Origin of the sequence: Aequorivita sediminis, from assembly GCF_032080575.2 — a bacterium.
Classification (GTDB): domain Bacteria; phylum Bacteroidota; class Bacteroidia; order Flavobacteriales; family Flavobacteriaceae; genus Aequorivita; species Aequorivita sediminis.
Genome location: NZ_JAVLSO020000001.1, coordinates 583,380 through 605,454 on the forward strand (window position 1 = coordinate 583,380; position 22,075 = coordinate 605,454).

Sequence of the window (22,075 nt, forward strand, 5' to 3'; positions counted from 1 at the left end):
TTACATATCCAAAATATACGCAAAAACTAAAGGAGCAACAATAGTAGCGTCACTTTCAATAATAAATTTAGGTGTATCTATATCTAATTTACCCCAAGTAATTTTTTCGTTAGGTACAGCTCCTGAGTAACTACCAAAACTTGTAGTTGAATCACTTATTTGGCAGAAATAACTCCAGAAAGGAGTATCAGTACGTTCCATGTCTTGGTATAACATCGGTACTACACAAATTGGGAAATCTCCTGAAATACCTCCTCCAATTTGGAAGAAACCTATTCCGTTTTTAGAATTTTCAGTGTACCAATCTGCAAGGAAAGTCATATACTCAATTCCACTTTTCATAGTAGAAGCCTGTAATTCTCCTTTCAATACATAACTAGCAAAAATATTTCCCATTGTACTATCTTCCCATCCCGGGCAGATAATTGGTAGGTTTTTTTCAGCTGCAGCGTACATCCAAGAATCTTTTAAGTCAATTTCATAATGTTCTTCCATTACTCCACTTAAAAGCAGCTTGTACATATATTCGTGCGGTAGGTAGCGTTCGCCATTAGCTTCAGCATCTTTCCATATTTTTACAATATGCTTTTGAATTCTTCTAAAAGCTTCTTCTTCAGGAATACAAGTATCAGTTACTCGGTTTAACCCTTTTTCAAGTAAATCCCATTCATCCTGCGGTGTTAAATCGCGGTAATTAGGTACTCTTTTGTAATGGCTATGCGCCACAAGGTTCATTATATCTTCTTCAAGGTTTGCACCTGTACAAGAGATAATTTGAACTTTATCTTGACGGATCATTTCAGCAAATATCTTTCCTATTTCGGCTGTACTCATCGCACCAGCCATAGATACAAGCATTTTTGAGCCGTTCTTTAATTGTGCTTCATATCCTTTAGCTGCATCTACAAGCGCTGCTGAATTGAAGTGTAAATAATATTTTTCAATAAACTGAGAAATTGCTCCTTTGTTAGTACTCATCTTCTTCTGTGTTAAATTTTGAATTACCTTTTTTGCCCGAATCAGTCGGAATTGAGATATTAAAATTGTTTTCGTAGTCGTCGCCTTCTTCTACACCTTCGAATTTATACGATAACATTTTGTAGTAAAGTTTAGCCGCTACAAAGTCTGAAGATTTTTCGTCTTCTTTCGGACAAAGTTCAACGATATCAAAACCTACTACGTTTTTCTCTTCAAAAACTTGTTTTAAGAAATCAAGGGTTTCGTACCACAACAATCCTCCAGGTTCTGGAGTTCCTGTTGAAGGTAAGATTGAAGGATCGAAAGCATCAAGATCAAAAGTGATAAAAACATTATCTCCTAAAGCTTCAATTACTTTATCTATCCAGTATTCGTCTTTTACCATATCATGGGCGAAGAAAACTTTTTCCTCATCCATAACTCTTGTTTCAGCAATATCCATACTGCGGATACCTACTTGAACTAGATTGGTATTTTGACTTGCTTCGTAAACAGCACAAGCGTGATTGCATTTTGTTCCTTCGTACTCTTTGCGTAAATCGGCGTGCGCATCGATATGAAGCACCGTAAGATTATCAAAACATTCATTAAATGCTCGAATTGAACCAATAGAGATACTGTGTTCTCCTCCAAATAAAGTAACAAACTTGTTGCGTTTAATATAATCTTTGGTGGTTTTATGCACTGCATCAACCATGGCTTCCGGAGAAGAGTTTTCGGTTATTGCATCAGCTAAATAAACGCCTTGTTTGTAAACCTCCGATTGGGTTTCAATGTCGTAAAGTTCCATATTTTCCGAAGCATCCAAAAAGGCATCTGGACCTTTGTCCGCACCTTTTTGCCAAGTACTAGTTCCATCGTAAGGAACTGGAATTAATACTATTTTTGATGTTTCAAGTGCCGCATATTGTTGCGGGATACCTGCGTACGTTTTAGTGCTCATAACCTAAAATGTTTAGCAATTGCTCGCTTGTTTGTTGTTCTGAAAAAAGTTTAGTTGTAATATTATTATTTTCGTCTCTATCAATCAAAATATGTTTTGGCTGCGGGATCAAGCAATGTTGAAGTCCACCAAATCCACCGATAGTTTCTTGATATGCTCCTGTATTAAAGAAACCGATATACAACGGTTTTTCTTTCTTAAATTTCGGCAAATAAATTGCCGCCATATTCTGCTCACTGTTGTAATAATCATCACTATCGCAAGTCAACCCACCTAAAAGCACTCTTTCATACTCATCGTTCCATCGATTTAAAGGTAGCATAATAAACTTCTTACTAATAGCCCAAGTATCAGGCAATGTAGTAATAAATGAAGAGTTTATCATATTCCATTTTTCACGGTCGTTTTGTTGCTTTTGGTACAAAATTTCATAAACTGCACCTCCGCTTTCACCAACTGTAAAGCTCCCAAATTCAGTAAAAATATTTGGAACTGGCACATCGGCTTCAGCGCACGTAATGCTTATCTGATTGATAATTTCATTAACCATATACTGATAATCGTACTCAAAATGTAAAGAGTTTTTTATAGGAAACCCGCCTCCAATGTTTAGACTATCCAGAGAAGGACACATTTTTTTAAGACGTACATAAACCTTTAAACACTTTACCAATTCGTTCCAATAGTAAGCAGTATCACGAATACCAGTGTTTATGAAGAAGTGAAGCATTTTCAGATCCACCTTATCATTATTTTTAATTTGGTTTTCGTAAAAAGGAATGATGTTTTTATATCCAATACCTAACCGGGAGGTGTAAAACTCGAATTTCGGTTCTTCCTCTGAAGCAATTCTAATTCCCACCTGAAAGTGATCGTTTATGCTATCTGAAAGCAAATCAATCTCTTCATAATTATCGATAATTGGAATACAGTTTTCGTGACCTTCATTAATAAGACGCGCTATACTATCGATGTATTTCTCACGTTTAAAACCATTGCAAATTACATAGGTTTTATCTGTAAGTTTTCCTGTTTTTTTAAGACTCTCAACAATGTTTATATCAAAAGCTGATGATGTTTCGATGTGAATATCATTCTTTAGCGCTTCATCTAAAACGTGTTTGAAGTGCGAGCTTTTGGTACAGTAACAATAACTGTAATTGCCCTTGTAGTTATGCTTTTCAATGGCTGTATTAAACCATTTCTTCGCCAAATTTATATTTTCCGAAATTTTGGGCAGGTATGTAAATTTAAGTGGTGCACCATACTTTTGCACCAATTCCATCATATCTACGCCGTGAAATTCAATTCCATTCTCTCCTAAGCGAAATTCTTCCTGAGGAAAGTAATAAGTTTGATTTATTAAATCTATATATTTAGTATTCATTTTTTTGTTTTCAAAGTGTAAATTAAAAATCTCTATAGACTAATCCACTTAAAAGATTAGATATAACAAAAAATTAACTTGTAAACTATATACGAATAGGCAAATACTTTAAAGTAAGGACTTTGCCTTTAATCTGCAGATAAGCAGTTTTAGGTAGTATGAGTAAATTGTTCATTTAGGATATCTGCTTTTGAAAATTTCAAAAGCCAACCATTAAAGATAATATCATTTGAGTTTGAAATACAAATGTGCGAAAAAAATTCAATATTTTTTACAATTAGCAAAAAATTCACTTTAGTTAGCCATACTAAACATATTCAGCTCTTTACTAGTTAGTGTTCTCCAACGTCCGCGTGGTAAATCTTTCTTAGTAAGAGGGCCTAATGTAACACAATCTACACGCATTACATCATAACCTAAATGTTCAAAAATTGTTCTGATTACGCTATTTCCAGTATGCTTAATTTTTAAGCCAACTTCACTCTTAGGTGAATTATCTACATAGCTAATTTCCTCAACTGCAATTTCTTTCCCTTCAATAGTTAAACCGTCTTTAATTTTTTTAAGATGTTCCGCTTTTAAATTTTTGTCTAATGCTATGTGAAACAATCTTGAAATTCCTTTTTTCGAGAATTTCTGTACAAACTCTTCGTCATTAGTGAAAAGTAACAATCCAGTTGCATTTCTTCCTAAACGGCCAAATGGCTTTATTTTGGTAGTAGTAGCATTAGCAACAAGATCCATTACCGTCATACCTTTTGCATTGCTATCTGTTGTAGCAAACCCCTTAGGCTTGTTTAGTAAAATATAAGTATTAGGTTCAGGGTTTAAACGACGTCCATCAAAACGAACATCATCATTTAATTGAACCTTGTAACCCATTTCATTAATAATCTTACCATTTACAGTAACTAAACCTGTTGCAATAAATGTATCTGCTTCTCTTCTAGAGCAAACTCCACTGTTTGCAATGTATTTATTCAAGCGTATTCCATCTCCTGGATTACTTTTCTTAACTTGTTTCGGCGCCACTTCTCTTCTACCAATTTCTTTTCCGCTTTTATCGAATTTTAATTTTGGTTTTGAAACTGGGTCCTGCTGACGTCCCGTCTTTTTTGATGGAGCTTCAGTTTTTAAGGGAGCATTACCTCTTGCATTACTTCTTTTGCGTTGGTTGTTACCACCACGCCCTGAAGCTTTTCCTCTATTCGTATTATCTTGTCTGCTCATATTATAAATTTTTGCAAAGGTAATGAATTTAAGTAGGCAGAAGCATTTTCATTTTACACTTAAACTTCCTATAATAAAACCCCACAGATGCTGGATTTTAGCTAATTATTTGTTTTAAGACACTTAAATAGTCTGCTCTATTTTTTACAAAATCCATCTCAGAAATATCAATTATCTTAATATTTTCGGAATGTTGATTTTTTATAAACTCTAAGTAACTTTCATTCAACTTCTGAAGGTATGAAGCTTTAATACTTTGCTCGTACTTTCTACCGCGCTTTTTGATATTTTCTAATAACCGCTCTGTGTTTTGATATAGATAAACATATACATCTGGTTTTGGCACCTCTTTATGCATTACGTGAAATAGCTTTTTATAAAGCGTGTATTCTTCTTCCGGTAATGTGATACTAGCAAAAATCAAAGATTTGTTTACATCGTAATCGGCAATTACAGATTCTTTAAACAGGTCGAATTGGGTTATATCATCCACCAATTGTTGGTAACGATCTGCCAGGAAAGACATTTCTAAAGGAAATGCATAGCGAGCTGCATCTTCATAAAATTTCGGAAGAAAAGGATTGTCTTTAAATCGTTCTAAAATTAATTTAGCATTAAAGTCATCTGCTATTTTCGTCGCTAAACTAGTTTTTCCCGCTCCAATATTCCCTTCAATTGTAATATAACTGTATTTTGAAATATTATACTTACTCATAGGATTCACAAGCCATTTCGATTGTTTGTGTAGCTCGCTATTATCTTCAGTTTCAGTTAATATTTCACCTATACTTTTTTTGGAAATAGGATGAATTAATTCAGAGTTTAAATCATATAACGGCTGAAGAACAAACTTGCGCTTTTCCATTTGTGGATGCGGGATCGTAAATTTTTCAGTGTCAATAATCATAGTGTCTATTAAGACAACATCAATATCTATAGGACGAGAACTATACCCTTCTGAATTATTTCTTATCCTTCCAATTTTCTTTTCAATACCTAATACAGACTTAAGAACTTTTTGCGGTTTCTGGTTTGTATTTACCCAAACTGCACAGTTTAAAAAAGGGTCGCCATCAAAACCCATTGCGGGGGTTTCGTAAACTGAAGAAATTTTTATTACAGATCCAATTTCTTCAAAAATAAGGTCAACAGCATTTTGAAGATATTCAAAACGGTTACCCATATTGCTTCCGAGAGATAAAAAGACGTTATGCGAGGGCTGAAGTGGTTTCAATTGTTAACATTTAAGACGAAATTAAGGAAAAGAAAAAGACTACCAAGTAAATTTGCGGGCAGATATAATTTTTCCTTAATACCACTTTTTAATAAGTTGCATTAAAAGGAATTATAAAAAATAAATTTCTCAATTTTCTTATGAAGAAAGCACTCAAAATTTTTGGAATCATTTTAGGATTAATTTTGATCCTATTGATTGCCGCGCCTTTTATTTTTAAAGGAAGTCTTGAAAAAATACTAAAAAACAACATCGATCAAAACATAAATGCTAATGTAAGCTGGGAAGAACTCGATTTAAGTCTTTTTAGTAGCTTCCCAGATGCTTCCCTTAAAGTGAAAAACTTTTTAGTAATTAACAGAACGCCTTTTGAAGGAGACACTCTTGCTAGCGGTAAAACCTTATCGCTAAACATGGGCATTCTGCAACTTTTTAAGTCTGAAAACATCAAGATAGATGCTTTAAAACTTGACGAAACATTTCTGAATATAAAAATTGACTCTTTAGGAGTCACTAATTATGATATTGCTATCAAGGACGACGCGCCAATTCTTAATGAAGAAGATACGAGTAGCGGGTTTACTTTTGAGTTGGATAAATATGAAATAGAAAATTCACGGATTAACTACTTTGATGAATCTTCAAAAATTTATTTAACATTATCAAACATTCAACATGAAGGTAATGGTGATCTTTCGGCAGAAGTTGGGCAACTAGATACTTATACAGAGGCATTAGCTTCTTTCAAAATGGAGGACACTGAATATTTGTCCAACAACAGCATTTCACTTAATGCTATTTTTAAATTAGATCTAGTAAATCAAAAATACTCTTTTCTAGAAAATGAGGCTAAAATCAACGAGCTACCGCTAACATTCGAAGGTTATGTAAAACTAAATGAAGACAACAACGAAGTTGATATTACTTTTAAAACCCCTTCATCCGATTTTAAAAACTTCTTAGCCGTATTTCCTGAAACTTATGTGAAGCAAATAAGCGATGTAAAAACTACAGGAAACTTTACTGTAAACGGAGTAATTAAAGGCATTGTAGACAGCATTCACATTCCTACCATGGATATAAAAATAGGAAGTGAAAACGCATCATTTAAATATCCCGATTTACCTAAAACGGTTGAAAATATTACAATTGATGCACAGTTAAAAAACGAAACTGGCCTACCAAAAGATACTTTTTTAAACATTCCAAACCTAACTTTTAAAATTGACGGTGAACCTTTTAGAATGAATGGAAGTATTGTAAATATGACCGAAAATCCATTTGTTAATCTAGAAATGCAAGGAACGCTTAACCTGGCCAACATTGAAAAGGTTTTACCTGTAGAAATAGAACAGAACCTCAGCGGAATTTTTAAAGCCGATGTTGTTGCAAATTTCGACATGGAATCTGTTGAAAATGAGCAATACCAAAAAATAGACGCTCGTGGAAATGCTAGCCTGTCTAATTTTACTTATGATGCTGGATTTAAAAAAGACTTAAAAATCTCGGATGCTAGGCTTACATTACAACCTGGAGTTTTCACTTTAAAAGAACTGAATGCAACCACAGGGCAAACAGATATAAAAGCTTCTGGAAATATTAAAAACTTAATTCCATTTTTAGTTAGCAATCAAGAGTTAAAAGGAAACTTTGACGTTACATCAAACACTTTTAACGTGAATGACTTTATGGTTTCTGAAACCTCATTGACAGAATCAAAATCTGGTGAAAAAGGTGAAACATCTAAGAAAGTTACCAATAAAGAAGCCATTAAAATCCCAGGATTTCTTGATGCTACCTTAAACTTTAAGGCTAATAAAGTTATCTACGATAATTTGGAACTTAAAAATGCAAAAGGCGTAGCTTCCGTTAAAAACGAAGCTATTACAATTAGCAATTTCACTTCTGATATTTTCGGTGGAAATATTGCTCTTGATGGTAATGTTTCTACCAAAACTGACGTTCCAACCTTCGCTATGAAACTGGATCTGAGTAAAATTGATATAGAGGAATCATTTGAAAAACTTGAAATGTTTCAATATCTAATGCCAATAGCAAAAGCATTACAAGGAACTCTAAACACCAAATTTGAATTTAATGGTAAGTTAACCTCTGATCTTTCTCCTATACTTTCTAGTCTTGGCGGAACTGCCTTGGCTCAAGTATTAACGGCAGAAGTCAATTCCGAAAACACACCGCTGTTATCAGCGCTTAGTGATAAAATTGCTTTTTTAAACCTTGACAAATTAAACCTACAGAACCTAACAACCAATTTAGTTTTTAAAGATGGCGATATTGTAATTAAGCCTTTTAACTTCGACATTAAAGGAATTGATGTAGCTGTTTCAGGAACTCACGGCTTAGACAAGTCGATAGACTACGATGTAACCATGGATGTTCCTGCCAAATATTTAGGTGGTGAAATCACCAAACTTCTTCAAAAACTAGATTCAAAAGAAGCAAACCAAATGAGTGTTGCGCTTCCTATAGGTTTAAAAGGAACTTTTAATAACCCGCAAGTTTCTTTAAATGCTGAAAACGCTATCAATAAGCTTACTCAAGAACTTATAGCCAAGCAAAAGGATAAACTTATCAACCAAGGAACAGATATTCTTAGTGGTATTCTTGGAGGTGGAACCAAAGCTGATTCTACTTCAACAAACACAAATACCCAAAAACAAGATACGATTCAACAGCATACACAGCAGCAAAATACCCAACAACAAAACACTAAGGTTATCAAGGATATTTTGGGTGGAATTTTAGGGGGTAAGAAAAAGAAACAAGACACTACTAAAGCTGGAAATTAATAAAAGACAGCAGCTAAAAGCATCTCTTTATTTATTTAACTAATTTACAGTTATTGAAACCACATATCCTTCGTTACTGCGAACATTAAAAACGGTATTATCTTCAAATATGAGGTATTGCCCTTTTATGCCTTTTAAGATTCCTTCGTAAAATGGAGTTTTGTCAAGGTTAAGCGATTTTGGTTTTTCTGGATATTTAAGGACTGGAAATTGTAAATTGGTTTCAGAATTGTTCTCGAGATAATAATCCATTGCTTCAGTAGGAATATATTGTTTTAACTTCTCACGCCATTCTACCAAATCTTCATCTTTAATATCGTTTTTCAGCATATTACGCCAATTAGTTTTATCGCTTACGTGATCTTTTAAAGCAATCTCGGTAATTCCAGCTAAATATCTGTTTGGCACTTCTACAATTTCAATAGCTTCATGTGCTCCTTGGTCTATCCAACGTGTTGGCACTTGTGTTTTACGGGTAACGCCTACTTTAACGCTACTACTGTTTGCCAAATAAACAATGTGGGGTTGAAGTTGCACTTTTTTTTCATAATCAAGGTCGCGATCTTCAATTTCTAAATGCGCAGTACTTTTTTCCGGATTTATAATCCAATCTGCAGCTTGGGGTATTTCAAAAAAACAATCATAACAAAATCCTTGACGGTAAATTTTTTTCTGAAGTTCACAATTTAAACATTGATGATATCGGAAATTAATTGAAATCTTCTTGTCCAATAATTGATTCACATTTATAAAGTCGTTTTTAAAAATGAGGTAATACTGAATGGGTGAACCGTTTTCAGTTTGCATTTTTGTAAGTACTCCTTCGTAATTCATTTATTTTATAGTGTTTAGGTTGAAAATTTTCCTTGCAAAAGACATAAAAAACATCTCTTCTAAAAAAGGAAACTCATAATTATAAAATCATTATTTTTATAGCATAAAGATAGCAGAAAATTATGCCAATCCCGATTGTAAACTCCATTGCTTCTTGGTTTCTTAAAAAGAGGTTTCATCAAATAGATCTATTTCTAAAGTATCCTATTGAGGTTCAAGAAGAATTGCTTTTCAATTTACTTTACAAAGCGAAAAATACTGAAATTGGACAAGAGTATGGTTTCGGTTCTATTAAAACCTATCGAGAATTTGCAGATAGAATCCCAATCACTACATACGAAGAGAATGAAGCGCGAATTGAGCGTGCTCGAAAAGGCGAAAGCAATATATTTTGGCCTACTCCAATTAAATGGTTCGCAAAATCTAGTGGTACTACCAATGCAAAAAGTAAATTTATTCCCGTTACCCACGATTCGCTTGAAGACTGCCATTATGCAGCCAGCAAGGATTTGTTGTGTATGTACCTCAACAATAATCCAAATGCTCAGTTATTTCTAGGGAAAAGTTTGCGCCTCGGTGGAAGTAAACAGCTTTATGAAGAAAACGGAACTGTATTTGGCGATTTATCTGCAATACTAATAGATAACATGCCATTTTGGGCAGAGTTCAGCAGTACGCCGAGTAATGAGGTTTCGCTTATGGGGGATTGGGAAACTAAAATGCAGGCCATTGTAAATGAAACTATAAAAGAAAATGTTACAAGTCTTGCAGGTGTACCCTCCTGGATGTTGGTATTGTTAAATAACGTAATAGAAACAACAGGAAAAGGAAATTTATTCGAGGTTTGGCCTAATTTAGAAGTGTATTTTCACGGTGGAGTAAACTTCGATCCTTACGTAGATCAATACAATAAATTACTACCTAAAAGTGACTTTAGATACTACGAAATCTATAACGCTTCAGAAGGTTTTTTCGCCATTCAAGACAGAAACGACAGCAAAGAGTTATTGCTAATGCTCGATTACGGTATTTTCTATGAATTTATTCCAATGGATAATTATGGCACAGGTGATGAAAAAGTTATTCCATTAAGTGAAGTTGAGGAAGGGAAAAATTATGCTGTAATAATCACAACCAACTCTGGGCTTTGGCGATATAAAATAGGGGACACTGTGCGCTTTACTTCTACAGAACCTTATAGAATAAAAGTAACAGGCCGCACCAAACACCATATAAATGCCTTTGGGGAAGAGTTAATTATCGAAAACGCCGAAACAGCATTGCGTAAGGCTTCTCAACTTACAAATGCTGAGATTGTTGATTATACTGCAGCACCAGTTTTTATGGATGGTAAAGAAAAAGGGGCTCACGAATGGATTATTGAGTTTAAATCACCGCCTCACGACTTAGAAGTTTTTACAAAGCTTCTAGACACAGCTTTACAAGAAGTAAACAGTGATTATGAGGCAAAACGCTTTAACAACACAACCTTAAATTCTCCCAAAATTCATTACGGAAGAGAAAATTTATTTTATGATTGGTTAAAAGATAAAAATAAGCTTGGAGGTCAGCATAAAGTTCCTCGACTATCAAATACTAGAAATATGCTAGAAGAATTATTAGCACTTAATAAGTAAAGACTTCAGCATGCTATCTAAAAAAAAAGCCTCAGGATATCCTGAGGCTTTTTTAAGCAAATTATATTTCCCTATGAAACTGCCTTCAACTTCTTAAGTGTCGACTTATTAAGTTTTTCATCGGCATATTCTCTAGTTACTTTTACTAATTTTTCATCAGTACCTGGCATTTCATACATTGCATCGGTAAGCACTGCTTCACAAAGTGAACGTAGTCCTCTAGCTCCTAGCTTATATTCAATTGCTTGTTCCACGATAAAATCTAGTGCTTCCTCAGTCACTTCGAAATCTATTCCGTCCATTTCAAACAGTTTTTTGTACTGCTTTATAATTGCGTTTTTAGGTTCCGTAAGAATTGCACGAAGCGTTTCTTTATCTAGTGGATTCATATATGTTAAAACTGGAAGACGTCCAATAATTTCAGGAATCAACCCAAAATCTTTCAAATCTTTTGGGATAATATAGCGAAGCATATTGTCCTTTTCAATTTCAGTTTCCTTTAAGGTAGCAGTAAAACCAACGGCCTGCATATTCAATCTTTTGGAAATATGACGTTCAATTCCATCAAAAGCTCCTCCAGCGATAAAAAGTATATTTTCGGTGTTTACCTCAATAAACTTTTGATCTGGGTGCTTTCTACCACCTTTAGGCGGAACGTTAACTGTAGTGCCTTCTAAAAGCTTTAATAGCGCTTGTTGAACACCTTCACCACTTACATCACGTGTAATTGATGGGTTATCGCTCTTACGTGAGATTTTATCGATTTCATCAATAAAAACGATACCTTTTTCAGCTTTTTCTAGGTTGTAATCTGCAGCCTGAAGCAAACGAGTTAAAATACCTTCAACATCTTCCCCTACATAACCAGCTTCAGTTAAAACCGTAGCATCCACAATAGCTAGTGGAACGTTCAACATTTTTGCAATTGTTTTTGCAATTAGTGTTTTCCCTGTTCCTGTTTGCCCAACAATAACGATATTACTTTTCTGAATTTCGATATCGTCATCGCTCTTAGGCTGAAGTAAACGTTTGTAGTGGTTATACACCGCTACAGACATAACTTTCTTTGTGAAGTCTTGTCCTATCACATACTCATCTAAGAATGCTTTAATGAGCTTTGGCTTTTTCAGCATAAGGTCTTTAGACAATTCTGAGTTATCAGAATGCAAAGCCTCCTCAACAACAATCCCGTGCGCTTGCTCTATACAACGGTCGCAAATGTGGGCATCCAATCCTGCAATTAGCAGTTTGGTTTCCGACTTTTTACGGCCGCAAAAAGAACATTCTAAATCTTCTTTCGACATAATATTTTTTTCAAAAATCTTTACTTAATCTCTTGTCAATATTTCATCAATCATACCGTATTCAACAGCTTTATCTGCTTTCATCCAGTAATCACGATCACTATCTTCATAAACTCTCTCATAAGTTTGACCAGAGTGTTTTGCTATAATTTTATAAAGTTCCTCTTTAAGAGTTACAATTTCGCGAGCTGTAATTTCGATATCACTTGCTTGACCTTGAGCACCACCTAAAGGCTGGTGAATCATAACACGTGAATGCGTTAAACCACTACGCTTCCCTTTTTCACCAGCACATAAAAGCACTGCTGCCATAGAAGCTGCCATTCCTGTACAAATAGTAGCTACATCTGGTTTAATAAATTGCATAGTATCATAGATACCAAGCCCTGCATATACACTTCCTCCAGGGGAGTTTATATAAATTTGAATATCGCGAGAAGCATCTGCACTAGCAAGAAACAATAACTGAGCTTGTACAATATTGGCAACTTGGTCGTTAATTCCGGTACCTAGAAAAATAATACGGTCCATCATTAAACGTGAAAATACGTCCATTGCCACAGCATTCATCTGGCGTTCTTCAATAATATTTGGTGTCAAGTTTGTTGGATACATGCTACTTACAATCTTGTCGTAGTACATATTACTAATACCCTGATCTTTTATAGCAAACTTTCTAAATTCGTCACTGTAATTCATAAATGTTAATTCTTTATTTAGGTAAGAAATTCAACTTAAAGAGCATATTTGGATTCCCGTCTTAATAGGAATTAAAAAGGCGTTAAATTAAAATAATTCAACGCCTAAAGATAACTATTTCTTCGCTAAATTAAGCGTAGGCTTCCTTAATGAATTCATCGAAGGTAATCTCTTTAACTTTTAATTTTGCATTCTCCTTAAAGAAGTCTAACAGTTTAGCTGTGTTTAATTGTTCACTTAAACGCTCAACCTCTTCTCTATTAGAAAGAATGCGTGCAGTAATAGATTCAACTTCTTCGTCAGTTGGATTTGTTTGTCCGAACTGAGCCATTTGAGCTTTAATCATATTTTTTGAATGGTCTTTCAACTCATCAAAAGTTACCTGCAGGTTGTTTTCAGTACGAAGCTTACCCTCAATTAACTGATAACGCAATCCTTTTTCACTTCTTTCGTATTCAGCTTTTGCTTCTTCTTCAGACAGTCTTTTCTCTCCAGTCATTGCAATCCAGCGCTGTAAAAACTCTTGTGGAAGATCAAATTTTGTGTTTTCAATTAAAGATTCTACAACATCATTTAAAAGCCTTTGATCGCTTTGCTGTGCAAACTGTCCTTCAGCATCTTCTTTAATTTTCGCCCTTAATTCATCTTCTGAGGTAACATTTCCTTCACCAAATAGCTTGTCGAAAAGCTCTTGGTTTAATTCGGCCATTTCACGCTGATTTACTTCTTCAATTTTTAAAGAAACTTCGATATCCAAACCGTGAGCGTCATCGTGATCAACACCCAAATGCTTTTGGTTATCGTGGTCATCAGCAAACATCCCCTTAGTTTTTAATGTAATGGTATCGCCAACTTTTGCCCCAATAAGAGCATCTAATTGTTTTTTACCTTTAATATCTTCAGTTGAAAAAGTAGATTTTTTCTCAATTTCTTTTTCAGTTGAAGTAAATGTTCCAGTGATTTCATCACCTTTTTCTACTTCATTTTTAGAAATTAGTTTTCCGTATTGTTTGCGGATTGTTTTTACTTGATTGTCAAGCATCTTATCATCTGCAACAATTTTGTAATGAACTATTTCTTTTCCTTTTACATCAACATCAAATTGTGGAGCAAGACCTAATTCAAATTCGAACTTATAGTCTTCAGCATCCCAATCGATTTCTGATTCATTCTTAGGAAGTGGATTACCTAACACATCCAATTTTTCCTCTGTTAGGTATTTTTGAAGTGCATCTTGTAATACTTTATTTACTTCTTCAACCAAGACTGCTTTACCATATTGCTTTTTAACCATTCCCATTGGAATATGACCTTTTCTAAAGCCAGGTATGTTAGCGGTTTTTCTATAGTTTTTTAAAACCTTTTCTACGTTGTCTGAATAGTCTTCTTTCGAAACCTCTACTGTAAGAACAGCATTCAGCTTATCAATGTCTTTTTTTGTAATGTTCATCTTTTCTCTTCTGAAATTCGGGATGCAAAAGTACGGCTTTTTACAAAACTCAACAAACATTTACAAATTGTTGTTGATTTAAAGTGAAATAACCCACCTTTTCTTGTTTAAGGTTAATAAAAACAAGCTATCCAAATCAATTCTTAAAAGAATAAAAAATCTATTAATAGAAATTTTATTAATCCTCGGGTATTAGTGAAAATAAAATTGATTGAAAAACAGATAGCAATAAACTAAACAGTAAAGCCCACCAAATAGTAGTTACATCAAAACTATCGACAAAATAACCTGCAAGTAAAATAATAATAGCATTGATTATTAATAGGAATAAGCCAAAAGTGACAATTGTTATAGGAAGGGTTAAGACCACTAAAATTGGTTTTACAATTAATCTTAACAATGCGATAACAATAGCAACAATCACAGCTGAACCGTAACCTTCTACAGCTACACCAGGAAGGATTTTTGCCAAAACCACCACGGCTAAAGCAGTAAGCAACAATTTTACAATTAATTTCATAAAAGGTGTTTTTAGTTAATTTAAGCTTAGAGTAAATATAATAAAAAAACCGCTCTCATTTGAGAGCGGTTCTAACCACGTATAAAAATCGATAAATTTAATTATTTGTAAGCGTAATCGTAGGATAATACCCTATTTGTACCGTTGGTATCGTAGCGTCGTACGTATCGTTTATTGCCTGAATCATCATGTTTGCTGTATAAGCATATCCTCTTGCAGTTGGGTGAACGCCATCTAAAGAGAAAGCACCTCCGGTTACAAATTGAGAAGTTAACACTCCTCCATCATAAGGAATTCCACCATCCGATAATCTTGCCAACGCAGTTTTTGCATCTACAAAAGCAAGGCCTTTTGCACTAGCCAACCCTTGAATTGTAGCATTGTATGAATTTGTTGCCGCTGTAATTCTATCTTGTTCAGACTTAGCTAAAACAAATTGGTCTGCCAATGGAATACTAACGCCTACAACACCTTGTGGGTTGTTAGGATCAGGAGTAGAACCTAATTCAGAAGATGCTGTTAAAACAATAAGGTCGTCTGAGTTTACTTGACGTAATTGGCCTAACAAAGCAGCTGTTGGCGCTGGTAAGTTAAATGGAGGCCCTTGTAAAATAGCTGTAATATCTGTTAAATCTTTATCTGTAGTAATTGGAAAGTTCTGTCCTGCAGAGAAGTTTATCATACGCATTGCAGCTTCTTCAGCCGAGATAATCCCCATACCAGCTAAGCCAGGTAATATTTGAGTATTATATCCTGCGAAATTAGCATTTACGGCAGCAGCAGTAGCAGCTTCTAATGGAATAGCATTAGTAGGAACAGTAGTAAAATATGGAATAGAGGTTACTTCTGGAATATTTACCAATACTCCTTTCGCTCCCCCAGCAGTTAATGCTTCTACTTGTGCGTTGTAAACCGAAGCGAAAACATTTGGATCTGTTATATCGTTACTACCATAAGTAGAAGGATCAATATTTCCAGTTTGATCAACTCCCGAACCGCCAGAAGTTGCGTAACTTAGAATATCATTATTTCCAATCCAAAGACTAAAAAAAGTTGGGCTTTGAGCAGCCGCATCCTCAATAACTTTTACATTTTCACTACTAGCAAAACGTGCAAAATATGGGTTGGCAGCTCCTACTGGTACTCCTGCAACATTTCCATATCCTGGAGTTACCAAGTGAAAACTTTTTGCTCCGGGTACTCCCATATTGTTGAAAGGCCCACTTAATTTGTTAGTAATATCGGTAGTTGGAGTTCCTTCTAAACGAACTGGAGCTGGATTACCATCTGCACCAACAGCTAAAACAAGTCTGTTTTTAGCAATTGGGTTTCCACCTAATAATAATCCACCAAGATTGTCATTCATTAATGGTTGGGTAAAATCTCCACCACCAACAAATTCAAATTGCTGTGCCATTATATTTGGGTAACTATTTTTTTGACCCGTAATATATAATGCGCCATCTGCATAACCAGCTGTCAAAGAGTTCCCAACTGCTACATACTTTGATAAGTTAGCAGAACCATTACTATAAAACCCATCATCGGTTACAGGGCTGTCAAATTCTGGCTCACAGCTTACAAGACCTATTGTCAATGCTGCGAATGTATATTTTAATAAGTTTTTCATCTTTCTGAATTTTTCAAATTATAGTTTATAAGTAACTCCTAGACCAGGAACAAAAGCATTGGTTTTGTATGCTCCACCAAAAGGAACAGCAACACCATTTTCTAAGTAATGATCGTATGAAGCATCAATTTCTTTAAAGTGTGAGAAAAGGAAAGACGCATCAATTTGTAGGTTCTCACCAATATTCACTGTTAAGCCTGCAGTAAAGTTGTTACTATCACCACGTGGTGTTTCTGGGGCGAAGTAACCTGGCTGAACTGGAGTTTCATCAAAGTAGTATCCTGCTCTTAGTGTAAACATCTTTGTTGCTTCGTATTGTAATCCAAAACGATAAGCAGAAGAGTTCTTGTAGTTACGTGGGTTAAATGAATCTGGAATTGCCGGATTGGCAAAATCAATATCTAAAGACTCGTAAACATTCCAATATGTACGGTTGTAATCAAAAGCGAATAACCAGTTTTCTGCGAATTTATACGACATACCAACCATCAATTCTGCTGGTAAAGGCATTGCAGCATCAATCTGGGTATCTTCGAATGGAGTTAATGGAGAATTTGGAATATTTTCAAAAGTTGCATCTCCACCTTCTGCTTCTAGAATCATTTCAGAACGGTAAGTTGCACCTATTCTTAAATTATCAGTAAAATTAAAAGTTGTACTCGCTACCCACCCCCAAGCAGTTACACCACTTGCGTCAATTGTTACATTCGAACGATTTCCATCAAGATCGGTAAGTGTACGGTTTAAGTTTCTGTTAAAATTCACAGATCCATTTACATATATTGGTCCACCACCAACACTTAATTTTTCATTTATTTTGAACGAAACTGTAGGCTGAACATATATTGCTTGTAGGTCAATATTGTTTACTAAATGTGAACCAACCCAATCTTTATCATATTCTACAGAACTTCCATAAGGTGTATATACCCCAAGACCAAAAGCCAACCAATCTGTTGCTTGATATGATGCATAAAAATAAAATGGCGTTCCTAACAGACTTTTAGTTTGATCACTTGCACCTGTAGTTTCATTTTGATAGGATATGTTTGCTAATACACCGTGTGCACCAGCAGAAATACTGAGTTTATTTTCTAAATACACTAATGCAGAAGGGTTAAAAAACACAGATTCACTGCTATTTATAACTGCAACACCCGTATGGCCCATTGCAAGGGACTTATTACCCTGTAGACTTACACGGTACCCGCCCGCATAAGTTACCGCAGTTGCGAGTGCAAATACAGCAAGTACTAATACTTTCTTCATAATTTTTTAATTCTTTAGAGTTAATTTGTGAGGTTATTGGTAAGTTCAAAATGGCTTTTATTATGCATGCATAACAACCGTACTTACAATATTATAAAAAATTCATAACATTATCATAAAATTCTTTAGGATTTTCTGCATGAAGCCAATGACCTGCGTTCGAAATGGTCTGGATTCTGGCTTTTGGGAAGTGTTTTTTAATCAAAATTTCATCCATAGGCTCAATGTAACCGCTCTTTTCCCCACTTAAAAACAAAGTTTCACCTTCGAAAATGGAATCTTCAGCAAGTGCAACACCAATAGCTTCAATTTTATCGGTTAATACAGGAAGATTTATACGAAGGCCATATTCTTTTTTATCTTTTCGATACAGGTTCTTAAGAAGAAACAGCCTTATGCCTTTATCTTTAATGTATGCTGCCAATATATCTTCGGCATCATTACGAGATTTAATTTTTGAGAAATCTAATTGTGAAAGAGCCTTTAAAATATCTTGATGATGAGAAGGGTAAAATTTAGGACCTATATCTGCAACAATAAGGTTTAAAACCATTTCGGGATAACTAACTGCGAATTGCATAGCAACTTTTCCACCCATTGAATGACCTAATAATATAATTTGTTTTAAATGGTGTTCATCGCAGTAATTCTTTAAATCATCTACCATTAATTCATAAGAGAACTTATCGTGATGAAAACTTCTACCGTGATTTCGTTGATCAACCAAATGAACTTCATATCCATCTTCGGCCCATCTAGAACCAAGTGTTTTCCAGTTATCACTCATACCAAGAAAGCCGTGGAGTATCACGAAAGCTTGGCCGGAACCGAGAATTTGAGAATGTAAAATCATGTGCAATCTTATTTATTATTTAAGTCTTTGTAAATACCCTGCAATAACCTTTTCTATCCCATCGTATAGCGCCTCGCTGATTAGGGCATGACCAATACTTACCTCTAAAAGGTTAGGGATATTTTCTTTAAAAAACTGGATGTTATCCAATGAAAGATCGTGCCCCGCATTAATTCCCAAACCTAATTGGTTTGCAAGAACCGCACATTCGGTATAAGGCTTAATAGCATCTTTGTTTCCTAGTGCGTACTGATCTGCAAATTCTTCGGTGTACAATTCAATTCTGTCTGTTCCAGTTTCGGCTGCCCCTTCAATCATTTTTAAAGTGGGATCGACAAAGATTGAGGTGCGTATTCCGTTATTCTTAAATTCTGAAATAATATCTTTTAAATAATCTTTATGTTTAACTGTATCCCATCCAGCATTAGAGGTTATAGCGTCTACAGCATCTGGCACAAGAGTAACTTGGGTAGGTTTTATTTCTAACACCATTTTTGTAAAGTTATCCATAGGATTTCCTTCAATATTATATTCTGTAGTAACTATAGATTTTAAATCGTAAGCATCTTGATACCGAATATGGCGTTCATCCGGCCGCGGATGAATAGTGATACCTTGAGCTCCAAACTTTTGAATATCCTCTGCCATTTTTAATAAGTTTGGCACATTACCACCTCGTGCATTACGAAGAGTAGCTATTTTATTTATATTAACGCTTAACTTTGTCATTGAATAAATTGTTATTTTGTAATAATAATTAAAACCTATTAAACCCGAAAATTAACTCAATCAGATTCAACAATTGCATTTTTAACAAAAATACAAACCTTAAGGACGGAAAGGAACTTATATTTTAAGTAATTTGCATTTTAAATAAATAGCTAATGGAGACCATAAATTATATTATTAACGACATTGAACCATTCGACATTTCAGCTAATATTAAAGACGTGCAAACCCTGTTTAACCAGCTAACTTATTCGCACGTACCTGTTGAAAAAGATGGGGAATTTATAGGTTGTGTATCCGAAAATGACGCTTATTGTTTTGATAATAGCAAACTCCTTAGTAATTATCAATATGCTCTAGAACCTTTCCACGTGCTAGAAGACACTAATTGGCTTGATGTTTTAGAGGCTTTTGCATTACACAATAGCAATGTAATGCCAGTTTTAGGCAAAGACAATAAATACCTTGGGTATTTCGAATTAGGTGATATAATGAGTCTTTTTAACAATACTCCTTTTTTAAATGAAACAGGCGGCATTATTGTAGTTGAAAAAGGCATTCAAGATTATTCTTTTAGCGAAGCTTGCCAGATAGTAGAGTCTAATGGCACTAGAATTTTTGGGATATTTATTTCAAAAATCACTGAAAACACTGTTCAACTTACAGTAAAGGTTGGTCATACCGCAATGAATAGCATCGTTCAAACATTTAGACGATATAAATACAATATCATAAGTCAACACGAAGAAGATAAATTTGTGGAAGATTTAAAAGAGCGTTCCAAATACTTAGACAAGTATTTAAACATTTAAAACAATAAACATACCTAAACAAATTTTAATTTTATTACAACACTCCAATCTTCTAAACCAACTAAATGAAAATAGGAATTTACGGACAGTTTTATCACAAAAATTCAGAAATATACATTCAGATTTTGCTGGATGCACTTCAAAAAAAGGCTGCAAAAGTTCTGATAGAGGAAAATTTTCTTGAAATTATTAATCAAAATCAAGAAATCACTAAAAACTTTTCGGAGTGTTCAACTTTTAAAAAACTTGATTCTAGTTTCGACTTATTTTTTAGTATTGGAGGTGATGGCACCATTTTGAAAGCGGTGACATTTGTTGGGGATTTAGGTATTCCTATTGTTGGAATTAATACTGGGCGGCTAGGTTTTTTGGCGACTATCCAAAAAGAAACCATTACTGAAAGCCTCAATCAAATATTAGAAGGTGAATATATTATTTCTGAACGCAGTCTACTAACGGTAGAAACTATTCCTGAGAGCGAAGAAGTACCAACACTTAATTTTGCCCTGAATGAAGTTGCAGTAAATAGACGCAACACAACCTCTATGATTAAAGTTGAGACCTTGGTAAACGATAGATACCTTACCTCCTATTGGTCTGACGGATTAATCGTTGCTACACCAACCGGATCTACTGGCTACTCTTTGAGTTGTGGAGGTCCCGTAATAGACCCTGATTCAAAAAATATGATTCTAACTCCCATTGCACCACATAATTTAAATGCAAGACCTTTAGTAATTGCAGATTCAAACACAGTAACGCTAAAAGTTTACGGACGTGAAGAAACTTTTTTAATGTCTATGGATTCCAGGATTGCTACTTTAAAAAATGAAACGAAGATTATTATAAAAAAAGCTGCTTTCACAATTAAACTAGTTCAATTAAACGATGACAGTTTTATTAAGACCCTTCGAAAAAAATTGTTATGGGGCGAAGACAAGAGAAATTAAACAATAAAATAAACCAAAACATGTTAATCATTTAAGACAATTTGGCTTCAGTCTATTTCAAGCCAAGTTTATTGTTATATTTGCAAACTTTTAAACTATATGAAGCATTTTGCAACTGCATTTTTACTACTCTTAGCTGTGTATAGCGCACAGTCTCAAACCTATGAAGTAGGTGTAATGTTGGGCGGCGCCAACTATATTGGCGATGTCGGCAAAACAAATTACATAAACCCAAATGCAATTGCAGCAGGTGGGATATTTAAATGGAATAGAGGTCCAAGACATTCATTTAGAGGGTCTCTTCTTTATGCGAAAATTAAAGGAGACGACGTTGATAGCGGATATAGCAACAGAGAACAGCGCGGATATTCTTTCGAAAATTCAATCAAAGAATTATCAATTGGTTTGGAATTTAACTTTTGGGACTTTGATGTTCACAGTGGTAAAAAAGTTCATACCCCGTATTTATATACAGGATTTACTTCATTTTTATATGATTCAGCAGGAGCTTTAGATAGAGGAGAAGCCAATACAAAAGAAGAAAAGTTACAAACCGGGATAGATTTTGCAATTCCTATGGTAATTGGGTACAAGGCAAAACTATCGCATAGCACAATGATTGGCTTTGAAGTTGGCGCTCGATATACTTTTACAGACGACATAGATGGAAGTGGTGATTGGAAGAAAGGAGAACCTCGAAGAGCAGGTGATTTTGGAAACATCAATAGCGATGATTGGTATGTGTTTAGTGGTATAACATTTACATTTGCTTTTGGAAGATTACCCTGCTATTGCAATTTTTAAAA

19 protein-coding genes are annotated in these 22,075 nt (G+C 34.6%); 5 read left to right on the forward strand and 14 right to left on the reverse strand.

Annotated features, from left to right (window positions below):
* The 5 genes from RT250_RS02715 to folK all read right to left on the reverse strand — a co-directional run bounded on the left by RT250_RS02715 (position 1) and on the right by folK (position 5,772).
* Positions 1-978 (reverse strand): deoxyhypusine synthase family protein, encoded by a 978-nt coding sequence (locus tag RT250_RS02715; protein ID WP_139855514.1) that lies wholly within the window; start codon positions 976-978, stop codon positions 1-3.
* Positions 968-1,921, reverse strand: coding sequence for an agmatinase (gene speB / locus RT250_RS02720; protein ID WP_313111909.1), 954 nt, complete (start codon positions 1,919-1,921; stop codon positions 968-970). The genes RT250_RS02715 and speB overlap by 11 nt, the downstream gene beginning before the upstream one ends.
* A complete protein-coding gene (locus tag RT250_RS02725) occupies positions 1,911-3,308 on the reverse strand; it encodes an arginine decarboxylase (protein WP_313111910.1) in 1,398 nt (465 codons plus the stop codon). Before RT250_RS02725 ends, speB begins: the two co-directional genes overlap by 11 nt.
* A 294-nt stretch (positions 3,309-3,602) precedes the next feature.
* Positions 3,603-4,538 (reverse strand): pseudouridine synthase, encoded by a 936-nt coding sequence (locus tag RT250_RS02730; protein WP_313111911.1) that lies wholly within the window; start codon positions 4,536-4,538, stop codon positions 3,603-3,605.
* A gap of 97 nt (positions 4,539-4,635) precedes the next feature.
* Complete coding sequence (gene folK, locus RT250_RS02735) at positions 4,636-5,772, reverse strand: 2-amino-4-hydroxy-6-hydroxymethyldihydropteridine diphosphokinase (protein WP_313111913.1); 1,137 nt, start codon at positions 5,770-5,772, stop codon at positions 4,636-4,638.
* Between the two features lie 140 nt (positions 5,773-5,912).
* Here folK and RT250_RS02740 point away from each other — a divergent pair, with 140 nt between their 5' ends.
* Positions 5,913-8,582: an AsmA family protein gene (locus tag RT250_RS02740; RefSeq protein WP_313111915.1), complete on the forward strand. Its 2,670-nt coding sequence runs from the start codon at positions 5,913-5,915 to the stop codon at positions 8,580-8,582.
* Positions 8,583-8,621: 39 nt separating this feature from the next.
* Here the strand turns inward: RT250_RS02740 and RT250_RS02745 are convergent, their stop codons facing one another.
* Entirely contained in the window at positions 8,622-9,416 is a 795-nt protein-coding gene (locus RT250_RS02745) for a DUF2797 domain-containing protein (RefSeq protein ID WP_313111917.1), read from the reverse strand.
* Between the two features lie 122 nt (positions 9,417-9,538).
* Between RT250_RS02745 and RT250_RS02750 the strand changes: the two genes are divergently transcribed.
* The gene (locus RT250_RS02750; RefSeq protein WP_313111918.1) at positions 9,539-11,053 is read left to right on the forward strand and encodes a GH3 auxin-responsive promoter family protein; all 1,515 of its coding nucleotides are present in this window, start codon (positions 9,539-9,541) and stop codon (positions 11,051-11,053) included.
* A gap of 71 nt (positions 11,054-11,124) precedes the next feature.
* Here the strand turns inward: RT250_RS02750 and clpX are convergent, their stop codons facing one another.
* The 8 genes from clpX to RT250_RS02790 all read right to left on the reverse strand — a co-directional run bounded on the left by clpX (position 11,125) and on the right by RT250_RS02790 (position 19,507).
* Positions 11,125-12,357, reverse strand: coding sequence for an ATP-dependent Clp protease ATP-binding subunit ClpX (clpX, locus tag RT250_RS02755; protein WP_313111920.1), 1,233 nt, complete (start codon positions 12,355-12,357; stop codon positions 11,125-11,127).
* A gap of 24 nt (positions 12,358-12,381) precedes the next feature.
* Complete coding sequence (gene clpP, locus RT250_RS02760) at positions 12,382-13,056, reverse strand: ATP-dependent Clp endopeptidase proteolytic subunit ClpP (RefSeq protein WP_313111922.1); 675 nt, start codon at positions 13,054-13,056, stop codon at positions 12,382-12,384.
* Between the two features lie 130 nt (positions 13,057-13,186).
* Positions 13,187-14,506: a trigger factor gene (tig, locus tag RT250_RS02765; RefSeq protein ID WP_313111924.1), complete on the reverse strand. Its 1,320-nt coding sequence runs from the start codon at positions 14,504-14,506 to the stop codon at positions 13,187-13,189.
* Between the two features lie 178 nt (positions 14,507-14,684).
* Positions 14,685-15,026, reverse strand: coding sequence for a phage holin family protein (locus RT250_RS02770; protein ID WP_313111925.1), 342 nt, complete (start codon positions 15,024-15,026; stop codon positions 14,685-14,687).
* A gap of 97 nt (positions 15,027-15,123) precedes the next feature.
* Positions 15,124-16,656 (reverse strand): SGNH/GDSL hydrolase family protein, encoded by a 1,533-nt coding sequence (locus RT250_RS02775; protein WP_313111927.1) that lies wholly within the window; start codon positions 16,654-16,656, stop codon positions 15,124-15,126.
* Positions 16,657-16,674: 18 nt separating this feature from the next.
* Positions 16,675-17,925, reverse strand: a complete 1,251-nt coding sequence (locus tag RT250_RS02780) for an OmpP1/FadL family transporter (RefSeq protein ID WP_313111929.1) — start codon at positions 17,923-17,925, stop codon at positions 16,675-16,677.
* A gap of 91 nt (positions 17,926-18,016) precedes the next feature.
* Positions 18,017-18,778 carry an alpha/beta fold hydrolase gene (locus RT250_RS02785; RefSeq protein ID WP_313111931.1) on the reverse strand — a complete coding sequence of 254 codons (762 nt, stop codon included), beginning with the start codon at positions 18,776-18,778 and terminating at the stop codon, positions 18,017-18,019.
* A 15-nt stretch (positions 18,779-18,793) separates the two neighbouring features.
* Complete coding sequence (locus tag RT250_RS02790; protein ID WP_313111933.1) at positions 18,794-19,507, reverse strand: pyridoxine 5'-phosphate synthase; 714 nt, start codon at positions 19,505-19,507, stop codon at positions 18,794-18,796.
* 155 nt (positions 19,508-19,662) lie between these two features.
* On the opposite strand from RT250_RS02790, the gene RT250_RS02795 reads away from it, so the two are divergent.
* The 3 genes from RT250_RS02795 to porG all read left to right on the forward strand — a co-directional run bounded on the left by RT250_RS02795 (position 19,663) and on the right by porG (position 22,073).
* Positions 19,663-20,319 (forward strand): CBS domain-containing protein, encoded by a 657-nt coding sequence (locus RT250_RS02795; RefSeq protein ID WP_313111935.1) that lies wholly within the window; start codon positions 19,663-19,665, stop codon positions 20,317-20,319.
* A 65-nt stretch (positions 20,320-20,384) separates the two neighbouring features.
* On the forward strand, positions 20,385-21,269 hold the full coding sequence (locus RT250_RS02800) for an NAD kinase (protein ID WP_313111938.1): 885 nt from the start codon (positions 20,385-20,387) through the stop codon (positions 21,267-21,269).
* Positions 21,270-21,368: 99 nt separating this feature from the next.
* On the forward strand, positions 21,369-22,073 hold the full coding sequence (gene porG / locus RT250_RS02805; RefSeq protein ID WP_313111940.1) for a type IX secretion system protein PorG: 705 nt from the start codon (positions 21,369-21,371) through the stop codon (positions 22,071-22,073).
* The last annotated feature ends 2 nt before the right edge of the window (positions 22,074-22,075 follow it).